At 62.9% G+C, this 17,655-nt stretch carries 11 protein-coding genes; 8 read left to right on the forward strand and 3 right to left on the reverse strand.

What is annotated here, in order from left to right:
* Nucleotides 1-35 precede the first annotated feature (35 nt).
* The 4 genes from aceF (at nt 36) to HF027_RS11745 (ending at nt 4,859) form a co-directional block, all read left to right on the forward strand.
* Nucleotides 36-2,072 (forward strand): pyruvate dehydrogenase complex dihydrolipoyllysine-residue acetyltransferase, encoded by a 2,037-nt coding sequence (gene aceF, locus HF027_RS11730; RefSeq protein ID WP_168015911.1) that lies wholly within the window; start codon nt 36-38, stop codon nt 2,070-2,072.
* 315 nt (nt 2,073-2,387) lie between these two features.
* Nucleotides 2,388-3,044: an adenylate kinase gene (gene adk, locus HF027_RS11735; protein ID WP_168015913.1), complete on the forward strand. Its 657-nt coding sequence runs from the start codon at nt 2,388-2,390 to the stop codon at nt 3,042-3,044.
* A gap of 280 nt (nt 3,045-3,324) precedes the next feature.
* Nucleotides 3,325-4,029, forward strand: a complete 705-nt coding sequence (gene tsaB, locus HF027_RS11740; protein WP_168015974.1) for a tRNA (adenosine(37)-N6)-threonylcarbamoyltransferase complex dimerization subunit type 1 TsaB — start codon at nt 3,325-3,327, stop codon at nt 4,027-4,029.
* A complete protein-coding gene (locus HF027_RS11745; protein WP_168015914.1) occupies nt 4,026-4,859 on the forward strand; it encodes a class I SAM-dependent methyltransferase in 834 nt (277 codons plus the stop codon). Before tsaB ends, HF027_RS11745 begins: the two co-directional genes overlap by 4 nt.
* 206 nt (nt 4,860-5,065) lie before the next feature.
* On the opposite strand, the gene plsB is transcribed toward HF027_RS11745, so the two are convergent.
* The gene (plsB, locus tag HF027_RS11750) at nt 5,066-7,579 is read right to left on the reverse strand and encodes a glycerol-3-phosphate 1-O-acyltransferase PlsB (RefSeq protein ID WP_168015915.1); all 2,514 of its coding nucleotides are present in this window, start codon (nt 7,577-7,579) and stop codon (nt 5,066-5,068) included.
* A gap of 226 nt (nt 7,580-7,805) precedes the next feature.
* On the opposite strand from plsB, the gene HF027_RS11755 reads away from it, so the two are divergent.
* On the forward strand, nt 7,806-8,927 hold the full coding sequence (locus tag HF027_RS11755; RefSeq protein WP_168015916.1) for a phospholipase D-like domain-containing protein: 1,122 nt from the start codon (nt 7,806-7,808) through the stop codon (nt 8,925-8,927).
* Nucleotides 8,928-8,944: 17 nt separating this feature from the next.
* Here the strand turns inward: HF027_RS11755 and HF027_RS11760 are convergent, their stop codons facing one another.
* The gene (locus tag HF027_RS11760; protein ID WP_168015917.1) at nt 8,945-9,604 is read right to left on the reverse strand and encodes a YecA/YgfB family protein; all 660 of its coding nucleotides are present in this window, start codon (nt 9,602-9,604) and stop codon (nt 8,945-8,947) included.
* An 80-nt stretch (nt 9,605-9,684) separates the two neighbouring features.
* Between HF027_RS11760 and HF027_RS11765 the strand changes: the two genes are divergently transcribed.
* The 3 genes from HF027_RS11765 (at nt 9,685) to HF027_RS11775 (ending at nt 13,337) form a co-directional block, all read left to right on the forward strand.
* Entirely contained in the window at nt 9,685-10,257 is a 573-nt protein-coding gene (locus HF027_RS11765; protein WP_168015918.1) for a SprT family zinc-dependent metalloprotease, read from the forward strand.
* 159 nt (nt 10,258-10,416) lie between these two features.
* Complete coding sequence (gene acs / locus HF027_RS11770; protein WP_168015919.1) at nt 10,417-12,366, forward strand: acetate--CoA ligase; 1,950 nt, start codon at nt 10,417-10,419, stop codon at nt 12,364-12,366.
* Between the two features lie 308 nt (nt 12,367-12,674).
* The gene (locus HF027_RS11775) at nt 12,675-13,337 is read left to right on the forward strand and encodes a response regulator (protein ID WP_136253633.1); all 663 of its coding nucleotides are present in this window, start codon (nt 12,675-12,677) and stop codon (nt 13,335-13,337) included.
* A 156-nt stretch (nt 13,338-13,493) separates the two neighbouring features.
* On the opposite strand, the gene HF027_RS11780 is transcribed toward HF027_RS11775, so the two are convergent.
* Nucleotides 13,494-17,450 carry a hybrid sensor histidine kinase/response regulator gene (locus HF027_RS11780; RefSeq protein WP_168015920.1) on the reverse strand — a complete coding sequence of 1,319 codons (3,957 nt, stop codon included), beginning with the start codon at nt 17,448-17,450 and terminating at the stop codon, nt 13,494-13,496.
* Between the last annotated feature and the right edge of the window lie 205 nt (nt 17,451-17,655).

Here is a 17,655-nt window from a genome sequence, read left to right on the forward strand (position 1 = left end):
CCTGCAGCGAGCATGATTAGGAAAGGAGCGCGACCTTGAGTAGCGAAATCATCAAAGTTCCCGATATCGGTGGCAGCACCGATGTCGAAATCATCGAGATCGCGGTGTCGGTAGGCGATGTGATCGCCGCCGAAGACACCATGATTACTCTCGAGTCCGATAAGGCCAGCATGGATGTCCCGGCGCCCAAGGGCGGCAAGGTCGTCAAGCTGCTGGTCAAGGAAGGCGATACCGTCTCCGAAGGCGACGATATTCTCGAACTCGAAGCCGAGGGCGGCGGCGAGGACGAAAAGACAGCCTCCAAGGACGAAGACGAGAAGCCGGCGTCCCCGGCAAGCAAGGACACTGCTGCGCCCAAGAGCGATGACAAGCCGGCCAAGAAAGCCTCGGGCGGCAAGCGCACTGTCGAGATCAAGGTGCCGGATATCGGCGGCAGCGAAGATGTACCGATCATCGAGCTGGCCGTCGCCGAGGGCGACGAGGTCAATGCAGAAGATGCGCTGATCACGCTAGAGTCCGACAAGGCCTCGATGGACGTGCCTAGCCCGTATAGCGGCAAGCTCGTCTCGCTTGCGGTCAAGGAAGGCGACACCGTCTCCGAAGGCGACCTGATCGGTACCATGGAAATCGCGGGTGAAGATGGCGAGGATGACGGCGAGTCCGAGTCGGCATCCGAACCGGCTGCCGATGACAGCAGCGACAACGCGTCTGAGCAGAGCGCGGACGACGACTCACAGGATGCCGGTGAAGGCGAACCTCAGCGTAAGGAGATTCGCGTTCCCGATATCGGCGGTAGCGAGAACGTGCCGATCATCGAGGTCGCGGTTGCCGAGGGCGACGAGATCAACGAAGAAGATGCGTTGATCACGCTTGAGTCCGACAAGGCGTCGATGGACGTGCCGAGCCCCTTCAAGGGCAAGCTGGTCGAACTCGCGGTGAAGGAAGGCGATACCGTCTCCGAGGGCGACTTGATCGGTTATGTCGAGGTGGCCGGTGCGAAACCCGCCCCCAAAAAGGCGGCGTCGAAGCAGGAGTCTTCCGCAGCGAAGAAAGAGTCCTCGACTCCAAAAGAGACCTCAGCGCCCAAGAAAGAGGCCTCGGCGCCCAAGCAGGACGCCGAGCCCAGCTCACAACCGAGTGACGGCAAGCGCGTGCATGCTGGTCCCGCGGTGCGCATGTTGGCGCGTGAAATGGGGGTCGATCTGTCACGGGTCAAGGCGAGCGGTCCCAAGGGCCGGGTGCTGAAGGAAGACGTGCACGGCTACGTCAAGCAGGTGATGTCCCAGTCTCAGGGCAAGGCGGCGCCCGCCGCGGCACCGGCAGCCGCCGGCGGCTCAGGCATTCCGCCGATCCCGGATCAGGACTTCAGCCAGTTCGGCGAGGTCGAAGAGAAGCCGATGGGTCGCCTGATGAAGATGGGCGCCACCAACCTGCATCGCAGCTGGGTTAACATCCCGCACGTCACCCAGTTCGACGAGGCCGACATCACCGAGCTGGAGGCCTTCCGCAAGTCGATGAAGGCCGAGGCCGAGGCGCAGGGTGCCAAGCTCACCCCGCTGCCGTTCCTGGTCAAGGCCTGTGCCGTGGCGCTGCAGAAGTACCCGCAGTTCAACGTCAGCCTGAAGAGCGACGGCGAGACCGTGGTGCACAAGAAGTACGTGCATATCGGCATCGCCGTGGATACGCCGGATGGCCTGATGGTGCCGGTGATCCGCAACGCCGACCAGAAGTCGCTGATCGAGCTGGCCAAGGAGTCCATCGAGCTGGCCAAGAAGGCCCAGACCAAGAAGCTCAAGCGTGACGAGATGACCGGTGGCTGCTTCACCATCTCGAGCCTCGGGTCGATTGGCGGTACCGCCTTCACGCCGATCGTCAACCCGCCGGAGGTCGCCATCCTCGGCGTCTCCAAGGCGTCGATGAAGCCGGTATGGGACGGCGCGGCCTTCCAGCCGCGCTTGATGATGCCGCTGTCGCTGTCCTTCGACCACCGGGCGGTCAATGGCGCCGACGGGGCCCGCTTCACGGCCTTCCTCGGCCAGATGCTGACGGATATCCGTCGCCTGCTGCTGTGATCTATCCGGCATGACCCGCTGGCCCGAGGGCCGGCCATCGAAACGGCGCCTGCGGGCGCCGTTTTTTTTACCTTATTTGTGCCTTTCGCCGCTGATGCCAGGCCTCGTTTAACGAGGTGAGGGCGAGGAAAGAAGCGAAGCAGACCAAAGTTCTATTGGGATATTCCCCCCGAACCGGTGAGGATGATCACCCTGAACATCGTACGGCCTTGGTCGGGCGTCGCTTGTTTCACAGGCGTGGCCCCGGTATTGTCTGCGGTCATTACACTTTTCCGTCATCCTCTCTCACGTTAAGTCATTCAAGGAGCCATTCTGATGCGTTTGATCCTGTTGGGCGCCCCCGGGGCCGGCAAGGGCACCCAGGCCCAGTTCATCTGCGAGCGCTTCGGCATTCCGCAGATCTCTACCGGCGATATGTTGCGCGCCGCCGTCAAGGAAGGCAGCGAGCTGGGCGTCAAGGTCAAGGAAATCATGACGACCGGTGGCCTGGTGTCCGACGACATCATCATTGCCCTGGTCAAGGAGCGCATCAGCCAGCCCGACTGCGCCAATGGCTTCCTGTTCGACGGTTTTCCGCGCACCCTGCCTCAGGCGGATGCCATGAAGGATGCCGGCGTCAAGATCGACCATGTGCTGGAGATCGCCGTCGATGACGAGGAAATCGTCAAGCGTCTGGCGGGGCGTCGTGTGCATCAGGGCTCTGGCCGGGTCTACCATGTCGAATACAATCCGCCCAAGGAAATCGGCAAGGACGACGTCACCGGCGAAGCACTGATCCAGCGCGAGGACGATCAGGAGTCCACGGTGCGTAACCGCCTGTCGGTTTATCATGAGCAAACCGCGCCGCTGGTCGACTACTACAAGCAGTGGGCCAAGGAAGAACCCGAAGTCGCCCCGGTCTATCACCGGGTCGAGGGTGTGGGCAGTGTCGATGACATCACCCGCCAGGTGATCGACGCCCTGGAAGGCTGAACGCCTTTGGCACCTGTCGAGGGCTCGCCATGGCGAGCCCTCGATGGTTTAGACGCCACCACACAGCTGGCATTGCTATTTACCCCTGGCACTTTGTATGCCTATTTACGCATCTGAATTCCCTTCGGTACTTGTTCCCCGTTCCTTGCTTCACCCCTGCCTTTTCACGTGCGTTCCCCGCGTGACTTCCGTCCCTGGATAGTCCTCTTTTACGCACCATTCCCCGCACCCTTGGGCGCGGCGTATAATGCGTATCACATCTCCTGACGTCGATACCGCTATGCCGACCCTGCTGGCCCTGGATGCCTCCTCGAGCGCCTGTTCCGCTGCCCTGCTTATTCGCCGCGACGGCCATGACGATCAATTACTGACCCGCTTCATGCTGGCGCCCCGCGAACACACGCGGCGGCTGATGCCGATGATCGACGAGCTCCTCGATGAGGCTGACCTGACACTCGCGGACCTGGACGCCCTGGCCTATGGACAGGGCCCGGGCTCGTTCACCGGCCTGCGCATCGCTGCGGGCGTTGCCCAGGGACTGGCCTTCGGTCTCGAGGTTCCGCTGATCGGCGTTTCGACCCTGGAGGCGCTGGCGCTGGCGGGGCATCGTCGCCACCATCTGCGCCATGTGTTGCCGGTGATCGATGCCCGTATGGGCGAGCTTTACACCGCCGCCTACCGCTGCCATGACGGCCAGCTGACCCGGCTCGCGGAGGAAGGACTGTTGTCGCCCGAGCGGTTGAGCCTGCCGGCCGGGCATGAAGAAGCCGACTGGGTCGGCGTGGGCTCCGGCTGGGAGCAGTGGGAATCGCTGCCGGTAACGGTTCAGGCTGGCGTCAGCCAGCACCTGCCCGACATGCAGCCAGCGGCCGAGGACATGGTGCTGCTGGCGGCCGAGATCCTGGCAGAAGGCGGCGGCGTGGCGCCACACCTCGCTCAGCCGGTCTACCTGCGTGATCAGGTGGCCTGGCAGAAGAGTCGATGAGCGACGCGCAGGAAACTGAAGTGGCCCTGGCAGGGCAGGAGCGACGGTCAGGCGACGATGAGCCGCCGGTGGTTGTCTGCGGCGAGGGTCTCGTGGACCTTGCCACACGTCTTGGCCTGCCGCTTTTGGATGTACCCGGGCCGCGTCTCACGCTGATGGAAGCCGAGGGCCGGCTGGTGCTTGGCGGCGATGAGCGGCGCTATGGCAAGCCGTTGGCCGCCGATTTCGTGGCCGGCAAGGCGGCTCATCGCCGTCGCTTCGGCGGTGGACGTGGCCAGCTGATTGCCAAGGCCTGCGGCCTGGGCGCGGGAAAGGGCGGAGCCTCTCCACGCATTGTCGATGCGACCGCAGGACTCGGTCGCGACGCCTTCGTGCTGGCGAGCCTGGGTGCCGAGGTGTTGATGATCGAAAGGGTGCCGGCGATCTATGCGCTGCTCGAGGATGCCTTGGCGCGCGCCCAGCGCGACGCCGAGACGGCACCGATTGTAAAGCGACTCATGCTGGCGCATGCCGATGCCAGTCAGGGGCTTGCAAAGGCCATTGCTGACACTGGCCTCTCCCCTCAGGTGATACATCTCGACCCCATGTTTCCCCACCGCGACAAGTCGGCGCTGGTGAAGAAGGAGATGCGGCTCTTCCGTGAGCTTGCCGGCGACGATGAGGATGCGCCACGCTTGCTCGAAGCTGCCCTGGATATCGCCAGCCATCGGGTGGTGGTCAAGCGCCCGCGCAGGGCGCCGCCGATTGAAGGCCCGGCACCGCATCACGTTATCGAGGGCAAGACCAGCCGCTATGACCTGTACGTGCATCGCTCCTTGCGCGATCTATAGCCGCGGCTTTGAAGGCTAGGCCATGTCTGAAAAGTGTCTGCGCTCGGCCATACGGCGTTAAAAATCAGCTCGTGCGCGAGCCCGGTCAAAATACTCATTTACGGCCTGTAAACTCGAACGCGAGCCCGGTCCTTTTTTCGCTGATTTTTGCCTTGTCTATCCTTCGCTCGTCGACTTTTCGGACAAAGCCTAGACGGCGCTGAGGCTCACCCCGTCTTTTCAGCAGGGACCGCGAGCTGTTGCAGGCGGTGTCGCAAGGCCGGGTCGAAGAGGGTGTTAATCTGCTCGGCGGTCTCTGAAAGCGCTGCGCCGTAGCAGAGCCGCTCTGCTTCGTCCTGCCATATCCAGCCATCGGCCTCCAGACTCCCCACCAGTCCCGAAAACAGTCGTCGATCGAAGAACTCCGGCGTGTCCAGGCCTGACAGCAAGGCCAGCCGCTCGGCCAGCAGACCGCTTTGCTCGGCGAGCTGTTCACGGGTCAGGCTGGCGCTTGGCAAGCGCAGCAGGCTTGCCAGCAGCAGGTAGCCCCGCTCCAGCGAGGGCTGTACCTGGCGGCCCAGCAGGTGCAGCTGTTCGTTGGCGGCAAGCCTGGCTGAAGGGCGCTGCCAGCGGGGTGCGCAGGTGTCGGCTTCTTCTTGCTGTGCATCACGGACCAGCAGCCCCTTGTTGGCCAACTGGTAAAGCGTGGCGCCGAGTGCGTCAGCCAGATCCTTCGGCGGTGTGATGTATAGCTCACGCACCAGCACCGGCCAGCCCGGTGCCAGCAGGGCATGCAGCTCCTCCAGGTTGAAGCTTGAGTTATTGCGAAAGGCGAAGGCCACAAGCCCTGCCAGGGCAAAATGATGCAGCACATTGTTGCGGTACCAGCTCAGCAGGCTCACTTGTTCCGGGTTCGCCAACACCAGTTTGCCTAGTGCCTGGTCACGCTGCTGGATGAATCCCAGCGCCTCAGCATGGTTGATCCACTCATCGGCTGTGCCGACGGGAAGTGTGGTGCTTTCCGAAGCGCTTTCTGAGGCGCTTTCTACGGCGCTGTTCGGCGTGCCCTCCGCTCTCTTCAGGTCGGTAAGCAGGCTGAGCTGGTGTTCGAGCAGGCCGCGTTCGATGGCCTGGTGCGGCGTGGCCAGCAGCACCAGGGCGACCAGGTTGACGGCATTGAGGGGCACGGCAGCATTGATACGTAGCGTCAGTTCCTCGCCGAGTCGTGGCACCGCAGACGCCTGCCAATGTTCCTCGCTTGGCTGGCGCCATTCCGGGGTCTCGGCATCGAGGAAGGGGCTCAGCAACAGGGGCTTGCCGATGGTCACGCTGACCCGGCCGAAAGGCTGGCGCAGCCGGCCCATCACTCTGAACAGAGCCAGCGGCGACTCGCGTCGCTTGGCCTTGCCGGCAAGTTCCGCCCGGTAGCTCTTGCTCTCCATAATGCGTTCATAGCCGATGGCCACTGGTATGAAGGCGAGTTTTCCAGAATGGCCGCGGGTGGTTACGCCTCGGGCGTGGGAGCGCAACGTCATGGCCAGCATGCCGGGTCGTGGGTCGAGCAGGCGGCCACTGCGTGAGCGGCCCCCCTCGATGAAATACTCGAGTGGGTGGCCGCGGGACAGCAGTCGGTCCAGATACTCCTGAAATACCGCTCGGTAAAGGGGATTGCCCTTGAAACTGCGGCGCAGGAAGAAGGCGCCGCCGCGGCGTAGCAGCGGTCCGATAACGGGCATGTCGAGGTTGCGGCCGGCGGCGATATGCGGGGGCATCAGCCCCTCATGAAAGAGCACGTAGGACAATAGCAGGTAGTCGATATGACTGCGGTGACAGGGCACATAAACCAGGGTGTGATCGCCGGCCAGGGCCTTGACCTCGTCGATGCCGTGAACATCGACACCGTCGTAGAGCCGCGTCCATAGGCGTTCGAGCAGCCCATCGAGCAGTCTCAACACAGGGTAGGACATATTGGAGGCAATCTCGCGGCCATACCGCCGGGCGCGACGCTCGACGCGTGCCGCTGCCAGGCCCTCGGCAGCGGCGGTCTCGTCGATGGCGTGTTGCACCGCAGGGCTTGCCACCACGCCGTCGATCAGGGTGCGCCGATGAGAAAGATCAGGGCCCAGCACCCGAGTGCGCTGGCGCCTGAAGTGGACCCTCAACAGCCTTGCCACCTTGCGGTTGGTGAGGGCGTCGGGGCGGGTATCCTGCAGCCTGCGTAACGAAAGCGGCGCCCCGACGTGCACCTCAACGTTTCGCCCATGCACCAGTACCGCCAGGGCGCGCTTGAGGCGCCCCGTCAGTGCCCAACCATCGGCCGTAAGCATCGACCACAAGCCGAAGCGCTTGCCCGGCGCGCGCCCCCAGAAGACACTGACCGGCAGAAGCTCAATATCTTTTCCGGGATGAGCCTCTAGCCACTCCAGGTAGCCAAGGAAAGGGGCCGCTCGCTTGCGGCGCCGTCCCGGCAGAGCGACCCAGTGTTGCAGGGAAGATCGCTGATCAGGGAATGGCAGGTCGGGGGCAGGCAACCCATGCCGCGCGCACAGGGTCTCAAGCAGCAAGCGATCCGATAGTGCCGGATGTGGCAGTACATAGACTGTCCTCGCCGTCGAAGACAGCCCAAGCGAAGCGGGGTCAGGTTCCATCAGGCGGACATCGACCCAGGCCTTGATCAGCCCTCGTAGCAGGGAGCGAAGGGGGCGACGAAACAGACGGGATAGGGCAGAGGTCCAGGGCATTCCCTTACCTTATGGAATATTAGGGGTCTTAGTATAGCGCCCGTAACAGGAGCCTGTATGGGCCTGGGGTGACCGCAAGGGAGACAAGCCTTGCGCTCCGGGAAGCAAAGACAGCCTGGGCAAGCGAGTGGTGCAGGCTGGTTTCACGCGTGTGACGCTTGGGTGGCTCGCATGAACGGACACTCATCAAAAAGCGCGATGCAGCGCCCGACCACAGGATGCAGGTATGCAAGGGAATTGGCGCGACGGTAATCGCTTTACGCTGCTGGCGGAAGCGGAACAATTTCTGCCCGAGATGTTCAGGGCCCTTGAGGAGGCGCGCGAGTCGGTAATCCTCGAGCTTTACCTGATGGAGTCCGGCCGGCTGTCCGATTCCCTGATCGAGGCGTTGGGAGCGGCCGCGACGCGCGGGGTAACGGTATTGATGTTGCTCGATGGCTACGGCGCCATGGGGCTCGAGGCGAGCGACAGGCGGCGGCTCGAAGAACGCGGTGTGGCGCTGCGATTCTTTAACCCGCTGGCCTGGCGGTCGCTTGCCCACAACCTGACCCGTGATCACCGCAAGCTCCTGGTCATCGATGGAAAACTGGCCTTCACCGGCGGCTTTGGTGCGGTAGATGCCTTCCTCGGCGCCTGGTACGAAGTGGCCGTCCGTATCGAGGGGCCGGTGGTTGCCGATTGGGTGCGGCTGTTTTCCAAGCTTTGGGATTCCTCGTTGAGTCGTGGCGAGGGCGATGCGGCGTTGGTTCGTCGGCTGCGCGTCGCGCCGGTGGCACATCGAGATGCTCAGGGAATGCTCGGGCGCGTGGTCTGGGGGCAGGGCTATCGCTACCAGGCCATTCGCCGCTCGCTGCTTGCACAACTCGCGTCAGCGCAAGATCGGGTATGGATTTGCACGCCCTATTTCGTGCCGACCCTGACCCTGCGCAATCGCCTCGTAAAAGCGGCCCGGCGAGGGGTTGATGTGCGTCTGCTATTGCCGGGGACGAATCATGATCATCCCGGTGTGCGCTATGCCGGCCAGCGCTTCTATGGCCGGATGCTGCGCGCCGGTGTGCGCATCTTCGAGTTCCAGCCGAGTTTCATCCACGCCAAGTTCTCGCTGGCCGATGACTGGAGCGCGATCGGCTCCTGCAACTTCGACCACTGGAACCTGCAATGGAACCTGGAGGCTAATCAGGAAGTACGGGACCCGCGCTTCGCTAAAGACGTGCAGTCGCTCTTCGAGCGCAACTTCCTGGCAAGCCAGGAAGTCGATGCGACACGCTGGGCGAGTCGGCCCAGGCTGCAGCGATTGCGCGAATGGTTATGGGGCTGCATGGATGCGCTGCTTACCCGGCTGCGCTGAGAGGCGACGTTCTCGAGTTAGCGCCGGCCTCCCTTGCCTCCCTTGCCACTCTTTCCGGCCGGTTTCTTCTTGCGAGGGGTCGGTTTGGAGGTTTCGGGTGGCACCCGATAGTTGAGGTAGAGATCCAGTACCAACTCGGGCAGCTGGCGCACCAACGACTCGAGGCGTGCCTCGTCGCCGGCAAGTTCCGCCATGTCGGGTTCGTCGTCGAACAGTCCCGACAGTGCCATGAAGGGCAGCAGCAGGGTCGCCGCGCTCTCTTCGTCGCCCTCGAACCAGGCCGTCTCATCGAGGAATACCGCTTCCATGAAGGCTGCGCACCAATCGCCGACCGGGGTCTCTGCCGGGGCGATGCCCCCAAGCTCCAGATCGAAGGGCAGCTCCGGCAGCCCGCCCTGCTCCATGGTCGAGATGGCATTGGCCTTGAGGGTTTCGAGAAGCCCCAGGATCTCGTCGCGTTCGGCGTTATCCTGGAACGCCGGCTCGCCGTGAAAGAGCTCGCCCACCCAGCTCGAGGCAGGTGTCTCGCGGGGGGCGACGGCCAGGGCCACCAGGAAGCCGTGGGCGCCAATCACATCCAGCGCGTCGGCATCGACGCGGTCGGACTCGAGGAAGTCATCGAGGCGGTCGAGTGCCTCGTCGTCGATCAGGGGCGTGGGAACGGGGGTCTCGGACATCGGGGATCTCGTCGTCGGTCTCACCAGGGAGAATAAGAGGCACTTTACGCACCTGCCATGGCGCGCCATTCTAGCATCCCATGACCACCCGATCTCATCCTGTCCCTGTCTTGCCCACACCGAGCCCTTCGGAACTCGCGTCATTGGACGCCGAGGCCTTAACGGCGTGCCTTCATCGGCGGGTCGAAGCAGCCTGGCTACTGTGCCGCGAGGTTCATCCTGGCCTGCCTCGTCCCAAGGTGTGGCTCGATCTGCGGGGAAAGAGCGCCGGCCAGGCCCATTTTGGCCGCGGCGGGCTGCGTTTCAACACACAGCTTCTCGACGAGAACCGTCAGGCGTTTCTCGTCGAGGTGGTGCCCCATGAAATGGCCCACTGGCTGGTCTGGCACCTCGAGGAAGGGCCACGCTTGCGTCCCCATGGCCGCGAATGGCAGACCGTCATGCGGCAGTTGTTCGGGCTTGCACCCAGCACTACGCATCGCTTCGATGTGGCCCGGGCGAGCCCTTCGCCCTATCGCTATGCCTGTGGCTGTCAGGAGCACTTCTTCAGCACGCGTCGGCATCGTCAGGCATTGCGTGGCCAGGCGTATCGTTGTCGACAATGTGCCCAGACCTTGGTCTATATCGCCACTCAGACATCCGATGGATGTTGATAAGCTATTGTTATGCAATAGAATTGAGTGTCTACCAATGTCTAAAAGGCGCAGCCGCGAGCACAGGTATATGCTGGAGTGGTTTTCCGGGTCGGCGGCAAGAGGTAACCGCGGCCGGCGACACTCCATTTCTGGCACTCTTCTGGACGAGGTTCCTACATGAGCGAACAGCCACATGTCCATCCGGTGCGCGATGATATCGCCGCCAACGCTTGGGCCGACAATGCCAAATACCTGGCCATGTATCAGCAGTCGGTAGATGATCCAGAAGGGTTCTGGGTCGACCAAGCCCAGCGACTCGATTGGATCAAGTCGCCGACCCGAGCCAAGAATGTCTCCTTCGCCAGGGACAACGTGGATATCCGCTGGTTCGAGGACGGCACCCTTAACGTCAGCACCAATTGCCTCGACCGCCACCTTGAAACCCGTGGCGATCAGCCGGCGATCATCTGGGAAGGCGACGACCCGAGCGATTCCAAGACCCTGACCTATCGCGAGTTGCATGCCCGCACCTGTCAGCTGGCCAATGCCATGAAGGAAATGGGCGTGAAGAAGGGCGATGTCGTCACCCTTTACATGCCGATGATCCCCGAGGCCGCGATGGCCATGCTGGCCTGCGCCCGGCTGGGTGCCATTCACTCGGTGGTATTTGGCGGCTTCTCGCCGGATGCCCTGGCTCAGCGCGTCATCGATGCTGAGTCGAAGTTGATCATCACCGCCGACGAGTCCGTGCGTGGCGGCAAGCAGGTGCCGCTCAAGGACAACGTCGATGCGGCCCTGACGCGCGATGGCGCCGAGGTTGCCGAGTCGGTGCTGGTCGTCAAGCGTACCGGCGGCGATATCGATTGGAAGGAAGGCCGTGACGTCTGGTTCCACGAGCGCGTCGATGGCCAGTCAACCGATTGCCCCGCAGAAGAGATGAACGCCGAGGATCCGCTGTTCATTCTCTACACGTCCGGCTCTACCGGTACTCCCAAGGGCCTCAAGCATACCACTGGTGGCTATCTGACCTTTGCCGCCATGACCCACCAGTATGTCTTCGATTACCAGGACGGTGAGGTCTACTGGTGCACCGCCGACGTCGGCTGGGTCACTGGCCACAGCTACATCGTCTATGGACCGCTGGCTAACGGCGCCACGACCCTGATGTTCGAGGGGGTGCCGAGTTACCCCACGCATGGTCGTATGGGCGAAATCGTCGACAAGCACAACGTCAGCATTCTCTATACCGCTCCCACCGCGGTGCGTGCCTTGATGGCACATGGCGACGATGTGATGGACTCGAGCAAGCGTGACAGCCTGCGCCTGCTCGGTTCGGTGGGCGAACCGATCAATCCCGAAGCCTGGGAATGGTTCTATCGGGTGATCGGCAACTCCAATTGCCCGATCGTCGACACCTGGTGGCAGACCGAGACCGGCGGCATCATGATTTCACCGCTGCCCGGGGCCACGGACCTCAAGCCGGGCTCGGCCACGCTGCCTTTCTTCGGCGTGCAGCCGGCGCTTGTCGACAACGAAGGCAATCTGCTGGCCGGCGCTACCGAAGGCAACCTGGTGATTCTCGATTCCTGGCCGGGCCAGGCGCGTTCGATCTGGGGCAACCACGAGCGCTTCGTGCAGACCTACTTCTCGACCTACGACAACATGTACTTCACCGGTGATGGCTGTCGTCGCGACGAGGACGGCTATTACTGGATCACCGGCCGTGTCGACGACGTGCTCAACGTCTCCGGGCACCGCATGGGTACCGCCGAGATCGAGTCCTCGCTGGTGGCTCACGATGCGGTCGCCGAAGCCGCAGTGGTGGGCTTCCCCCACGACATCAAGGGTCAGGGCATCTACATCTATGTGACCCTGAACGATGGCATCGATCCCAGCGATGATCTCAAGAAGGAACTGACCAAGTGGGTGCGCAAGGACATCGGGCCGATCGCCTCGCCGGACGTGATCCAGTGGGCGCCGGGCCTGCCCAAGACCCGCTCAGGCAAGATCATGCGCCGCATTCTGCGCAAGATCGCCGCCAACGAGACCGACGGCCTGGGGGATACCTCAACGCTTGCTGACCCATCGGTCGTCGATGAGCTTATCGCCAACCGTGCGAGCGACTGAGCGCATTCGGTTAACGAAGTAACAAGGGATATATAAGCAGGGAGGGGGCGCTGCCCCGTCGTCGGGGTCTGGCAGGTGTGATGCCTGCTGGCTCCGAAGGGCCAGGGGGTACGCTAGCCTGGCGCCCCTCTCCATCTTCTACCGGCCATTGCGGCCGGTTTTTTGTGCTATGACAAGTAAATGTCGACAATTTCCCGGTATGCTTGGGAATACCCGCTACCATGGGGTAACATGCCGTAAAACAACGGCGAACTCACTTGCGTCTACCGGCACGTCGGTCGCTGACAAGAGGATCCGGAGGAATCTCAATGGCCTTTGCCCAGAAATTCATCGTCGCCGACGACCATCCGCTGTTCCGCGCTGCTCTCACCCAGGCGTTGAGGCAGCTGGCGCCTCAGGCCGAGATCGTGGAAGCCGATACCATGGAAGCCACCACCGAGGTGGTAACCCGCCACCCGGACGCCGACCTGATCCTTTTAGACCTGCACATGCCGGGAGCCCATGGCTTCTCCGGACTGATCCAGCTGCGCGGCCAGAATCCCGATGTCCCGGTGGCCGTGGTATCCGGCAGTGATGAGCCTTACGTGGTGCGCCGCGCCATCGATTACGGCGCCTCGGGTTTCATTCCCAAGTCGTCGTCGCTGTCGCTGATCGCCGAGGCGGTCGGTGAGATTCTCGACGGGGAAGTGTGGTTGCCTGCCGAGCTTGCCGACGTGCTGGGGGAGGCCAATGAAGAAGAGTCACGCTTCGCCGAGGCCATTGCCTCTTTGACGCCTCAGCAGTTCCGTGTATTGAACATGCTCACCGAAGGCCTGCTCAACAAGCAGATCGCCTACGAACTGAGCGTTTCGGAGGCGACTATCAAGGCACATGTGACGGCGATTCTGCGCAAGCTAGGTGTGCATTCCCGTACCCAGGCGGTAATCGCCGCCCAGAAGCTCGAAGTCGAGCCGCCCAAGGTCGAGTCCTGATCGTCCTCTGAGAGGCCCACGCTGTGCACAACGGGTCTTTCAGGCATGCGACATGAAGCCGTCGGTACATCACTGCACCGACCCCAGAAGCCCGCCAGAAATGGCGGGCTTTTTTGGTGGTCAATGCTGAGCTTTTAGTGGTGTATTGGTCGACGATCAGCTCTGATGACGCTGGCTGGCCCGGTTGGCCTGCAGGGTGCGGGTCAGCAGCGCGCGCAGGGCGGCGGGGCGTACTGGCTTGAGCAGCAGCTGGTAGCCTGCACGCTTGATCTCTTCGGCGACTTCCTCGGTGCGGTCGGCGGTGATCACGATGCCGGGCACCGGTCCCTCGCTGCGCTCGGCCAAGGCGTCCAGCGCCATCAGGCCGGTGACTTCATTATCCAGGTGGTAGTCGGCGAGTATGGCGTCCGGGTCGTGCTCCAGGTGACGCAGAATCGACTTGGCCCCACCAATAGAGGTGGCGGTGAACACTTCGCATCCCCAGCCGGTCAGCATGGCCTTCATCCCCTCAAGAATCAGCGACTCATTGTCGATACAAACGATCCGAGTGCCGGCAAGCTTGTTGCCGGCGCGACGCGGCGTCGCCTCGGCTTCCTGGGGGCTTTCCTGCTGGGCGGTCACCGTCGGCACGGAAACCGAGAACACGGTGCCGACGCCTTCTCGGGAACGCACCTTGATCGGATGATCCAGCACTCGGCTCATGCGGTCCGCAATCGATAGTCCGAGACCCAGTCCCTTCTCGCTCTCCTTGTGCCGTGAGGTCTGATCGAGGCGGCGGAACTCCTGGAAGATCTCGGCCTGCTTGGCCTCGGGAATGCCGGGGCCGGTATCCCAGACCTCGATGGTCAGCCCACCCTCGCGGCGACGACAGCCCAGCAGGACCCGTCCCTGCTGGGTGTAGCGGAGGGCATTCGAGAGGAAGTTCTGCACGATGCGTCGAAGCATCTGGGCATCGCTGTCGACCCATTGGCCGGTGGGTACCACCACCAGGTCGAGACCACGCTCCTCGGCCATGACCTCGAACTCGGCGCGCAGCGGGCGGAAGATCTCGCTCAGCGCGAAGTGGCTGCGGCGCGGGGTCAGGGCGCCGGCATCGAGCTTGGAGATGTCGAGCAGGGTGCTGAGCAGTTCTTCGGCCGCCTGCAGCGAGTTGTCGATATGGCCGATGGTGCGGGAGAGATCCTCGGCGTCGTCCTGCTGGGCCAGTGCCGAGGTGAACAGGCGCGCGGCATTCAGGGGCTGCAGCAGGTCATGGCTCGCCGCCGCCAGGAAGCGGGTCTTGGAGGCGTTGGCATCCTCGGCCACCTGTTTGGCTTGTCGCAGCGCCTGCTCGGCCTCGGCGCGTACCCGGTTCTCCTGACGCAGGGCGGCGTTGGCCTCCGAGAGTGCCAGGGTGCGTTCCCGGACGCGTTCCTCGAGATTCTCGTTGGTTTCCTTGAGAGCGATTTCGGCCAACCGGCGTTCGGTGATGTCCTGGTAGAGCGCGAAGAAACCGAGGATGGTGCCACTGTCGCCGAAGTGCGGCGTGTAGGTGACCAGCAGATAGCGGGTTCCGCCCTCGTCGTCTCGCTGGGAGATCTCGAAGCTGACCCGCTCGCCGGACAGCGCTCGCCGCATCCAGGGCAGGCCTTCATCGGACACCTGCCGGGGCATTACTTCCTGAAAGCGTTTGCCGATCACCGCGTTGCGATCGATGCCGAAGACCTGCTCATAAGCACGGTTGGTGAAAAGGTAGCGGTATTCCTTGTCGAAGTAGGCAATCAGCGCCGGGACGTTGTCGGTGTAGATGCGGATGTTGTTCTCCGAGCGAATCAGCGCCTCCTCGGTCCGCTTCTGACGGGTGATGTCCTGATAGGTGTAAACGAAACCACCCCCCGGCATGGGCGTGCCCTGCACCTCGAGCACGGTGCTGTCCTGGCGATAGCGGACGTAGCGGTGGGGCTGGCCCTCGCGGATATTATTGACCAGCAGCTCGACATGCTCCTCGGGATCGCCCGGTCCGTACTCGCCGTTATGGGCGTTGTAGCGCAGCACCTTGTCGAAGGGGGCGCCGACCCGGATCAGGTGGTCGGGGAAGCGGAACAGTTCCAGGTAGCGCTGGTTCCATACCACCAGGCGCAGGTTCTGGTCGACCACACTGATGCCCTGGTTGATGTTCTCGATGGTGGCCTGCAGCAGGGCACGGTTGAATTCGAGTACCTGTGAGGCTTCATCGACGATCGAGATCACATCCGAGATACCGATGCCGCGGCCCTGCAGTGCCGAGTTGACGACGATACGCGCCGAGGAGGCACCCAGTACCGAGGCCAGGAAGCGCTCGGTGAACTGAATGATGTCGATGGAGGCGCGCTGTGAATCGTCGAGCTTCTTGCCGCTGCGCCGCGCATAGTCATCGAAGGCGCGCTGCACCTGATCGGCACTCAGGAAGCGTTCACACAGTACTTTAAGGTCGCCCACCGTGGTCGCCCCCGTCCAGGGTCGGTTGACTGGGGTCTGGCGGGTTTCCACGCTATCGACAAACAGCGAGGCCTGGATACGCTCGACCACACGCTGAGGGGTCATCTGCGAGACGAAGATATAGCCGAACAGGTTGAGGCCCAGCGACAGCATGACGCCATGGGTGAAGTTGTCGCCGACGTTGAGGCCGAACAGATCGGTGGGTGACAGCCAGCCGATACCCAGGGGGCCACCGGCGAGCCAGGCACCGGGGATCACGCCGGCCTGAATCAGCGCCGGCGTCAGCAGGGTGTAGGCCCAGACGGCGAAGCCCAGGTTCATGCCGACGATCACGCCCAGACGATTGCCGCGCTTCCAGTACAGTCCGCCGAGCAGTGCCGGGGCGAACTGGGCGGCGGCGGCAAACGACAGCATGCCGGTGGAGGCCAGGGTGCTGAACTCGGCGGTCAGCTGATAGAAGCCGTAGGCCAGCCCCAGAATGATGACGATAGTCACACGGCGGGCGCGCAGCACCAGGCGGCCATAGTCTCTTGCCTTGGTATCGAACCAGCGCAGGCGGAACAGCAGCGGAATGACGATCTCGTTGGAGATCATGATCGAGATCGCCACGGTGGCGACGATCACCATGCCGGTGGCGGCCGAGAAGCCGCCAAGGAAGGTTAAAAGTGTCAGCGGCACATTGTTGGCGGCCATTGGAATGGCCAGCACATAGGTATCGGGATCGACGCCGGTGCCGGCAAAGAGCGTCAGGCCGGCAGCAGCCAACGGCAGCACGAAGAGGCCGAAGGCCACCAGGTAAAGGGGGAAGAGCCAGCGGGAACGACGAGCATCGTCGCGATGCGTGCTCTCGACCACCGCAACATGGAACTGACGCGGCAGGCAGAAGATCGCCAGCATCGCGAGTAAGGTCTGTGCCCAGAAGCTGTTGCCGAAATCCTGCTCGGCGAGCTGGCGCTGCAGCTCGAGCTGCGTATTGGCGCGCCCCATCAGGTCTCCGAGACCGTCGAAAAGCCCCCAAGTGACATAGGCGCCAAGAATCAGGAAGGCGGCCAGCTTGACCAGCGACTCGAAGGCGATGGCCTGAATGAGGCCCTCGTGGTGCTCAGTGGCATCGGTATGGCGGGTACCAAAGAGAATCGCGAACAGTGCCATCACCGCCGCCACATAGAAGGCCGTGTCGGCAAACAGCGGCGCGCGGGTCATGTCGGTGCTATGGGTGAGCACCTGGAAGCCTGCCGCCACCGCCTTCAGCTGCAGCGCGATGTAGGGCAGGGTGCCGATCAGCGCGACCAGGCTGGCGAAAGCGGCCAGTGACTGGGTCTTGCCGTAGCGGGAGGCGATGAAGTCGGCGATCGAGGTGACGTTCTGGTGCTTGGCGACACGGATCATCTTGGAGAGCACCGGCCAGAACAGCAGGAAGGTGAGGATCGGGCCGACGAAGATGCTGGCGAAGGACCAGCCAGACGTCGCGGCCTCGCCTACCGCGCCATAGAAGGTCCAGGAGGTACAGTAGATGGCAAGTGCCAGGCTGTAGATCAACGGACGGCGCTGGCTTGGCCCATGTTGTTTGGCGCGTCGGTCGCCGCGCCAGGCGATGCCAAAAAGGACGACGATATACAGAAGCGATATGGCAACCAGTAGCCAGCCTTGAAACATGCCTGCTCTCCCTCGAATGTCGGCCCATTCTAGGGCAATGGCGCCCTGTAAGGCAGCCGGTTCTGGGCATCGAATCCGTCAGGCAAGCGAGGCGGTAGGCTCAGAGCTTGAGAGGTTTCTTCGTCAGGCTTATGCGGGGCTTAGAAGGGGGCTTAAGGGTGCTTGGAAGAGGGCGTTGTATGCAGGCCCGCGCAGGCCTGCATGA

The organism is Halomonas salinarum, assembly GCF_012062845.1.
Taxonomy (GTDB): Bacteria; Pseudomonadota; Gammaproteobacteria; order Pseudomonadales; family Halomonadaceae; genus Onishia; species Onishia salinarum.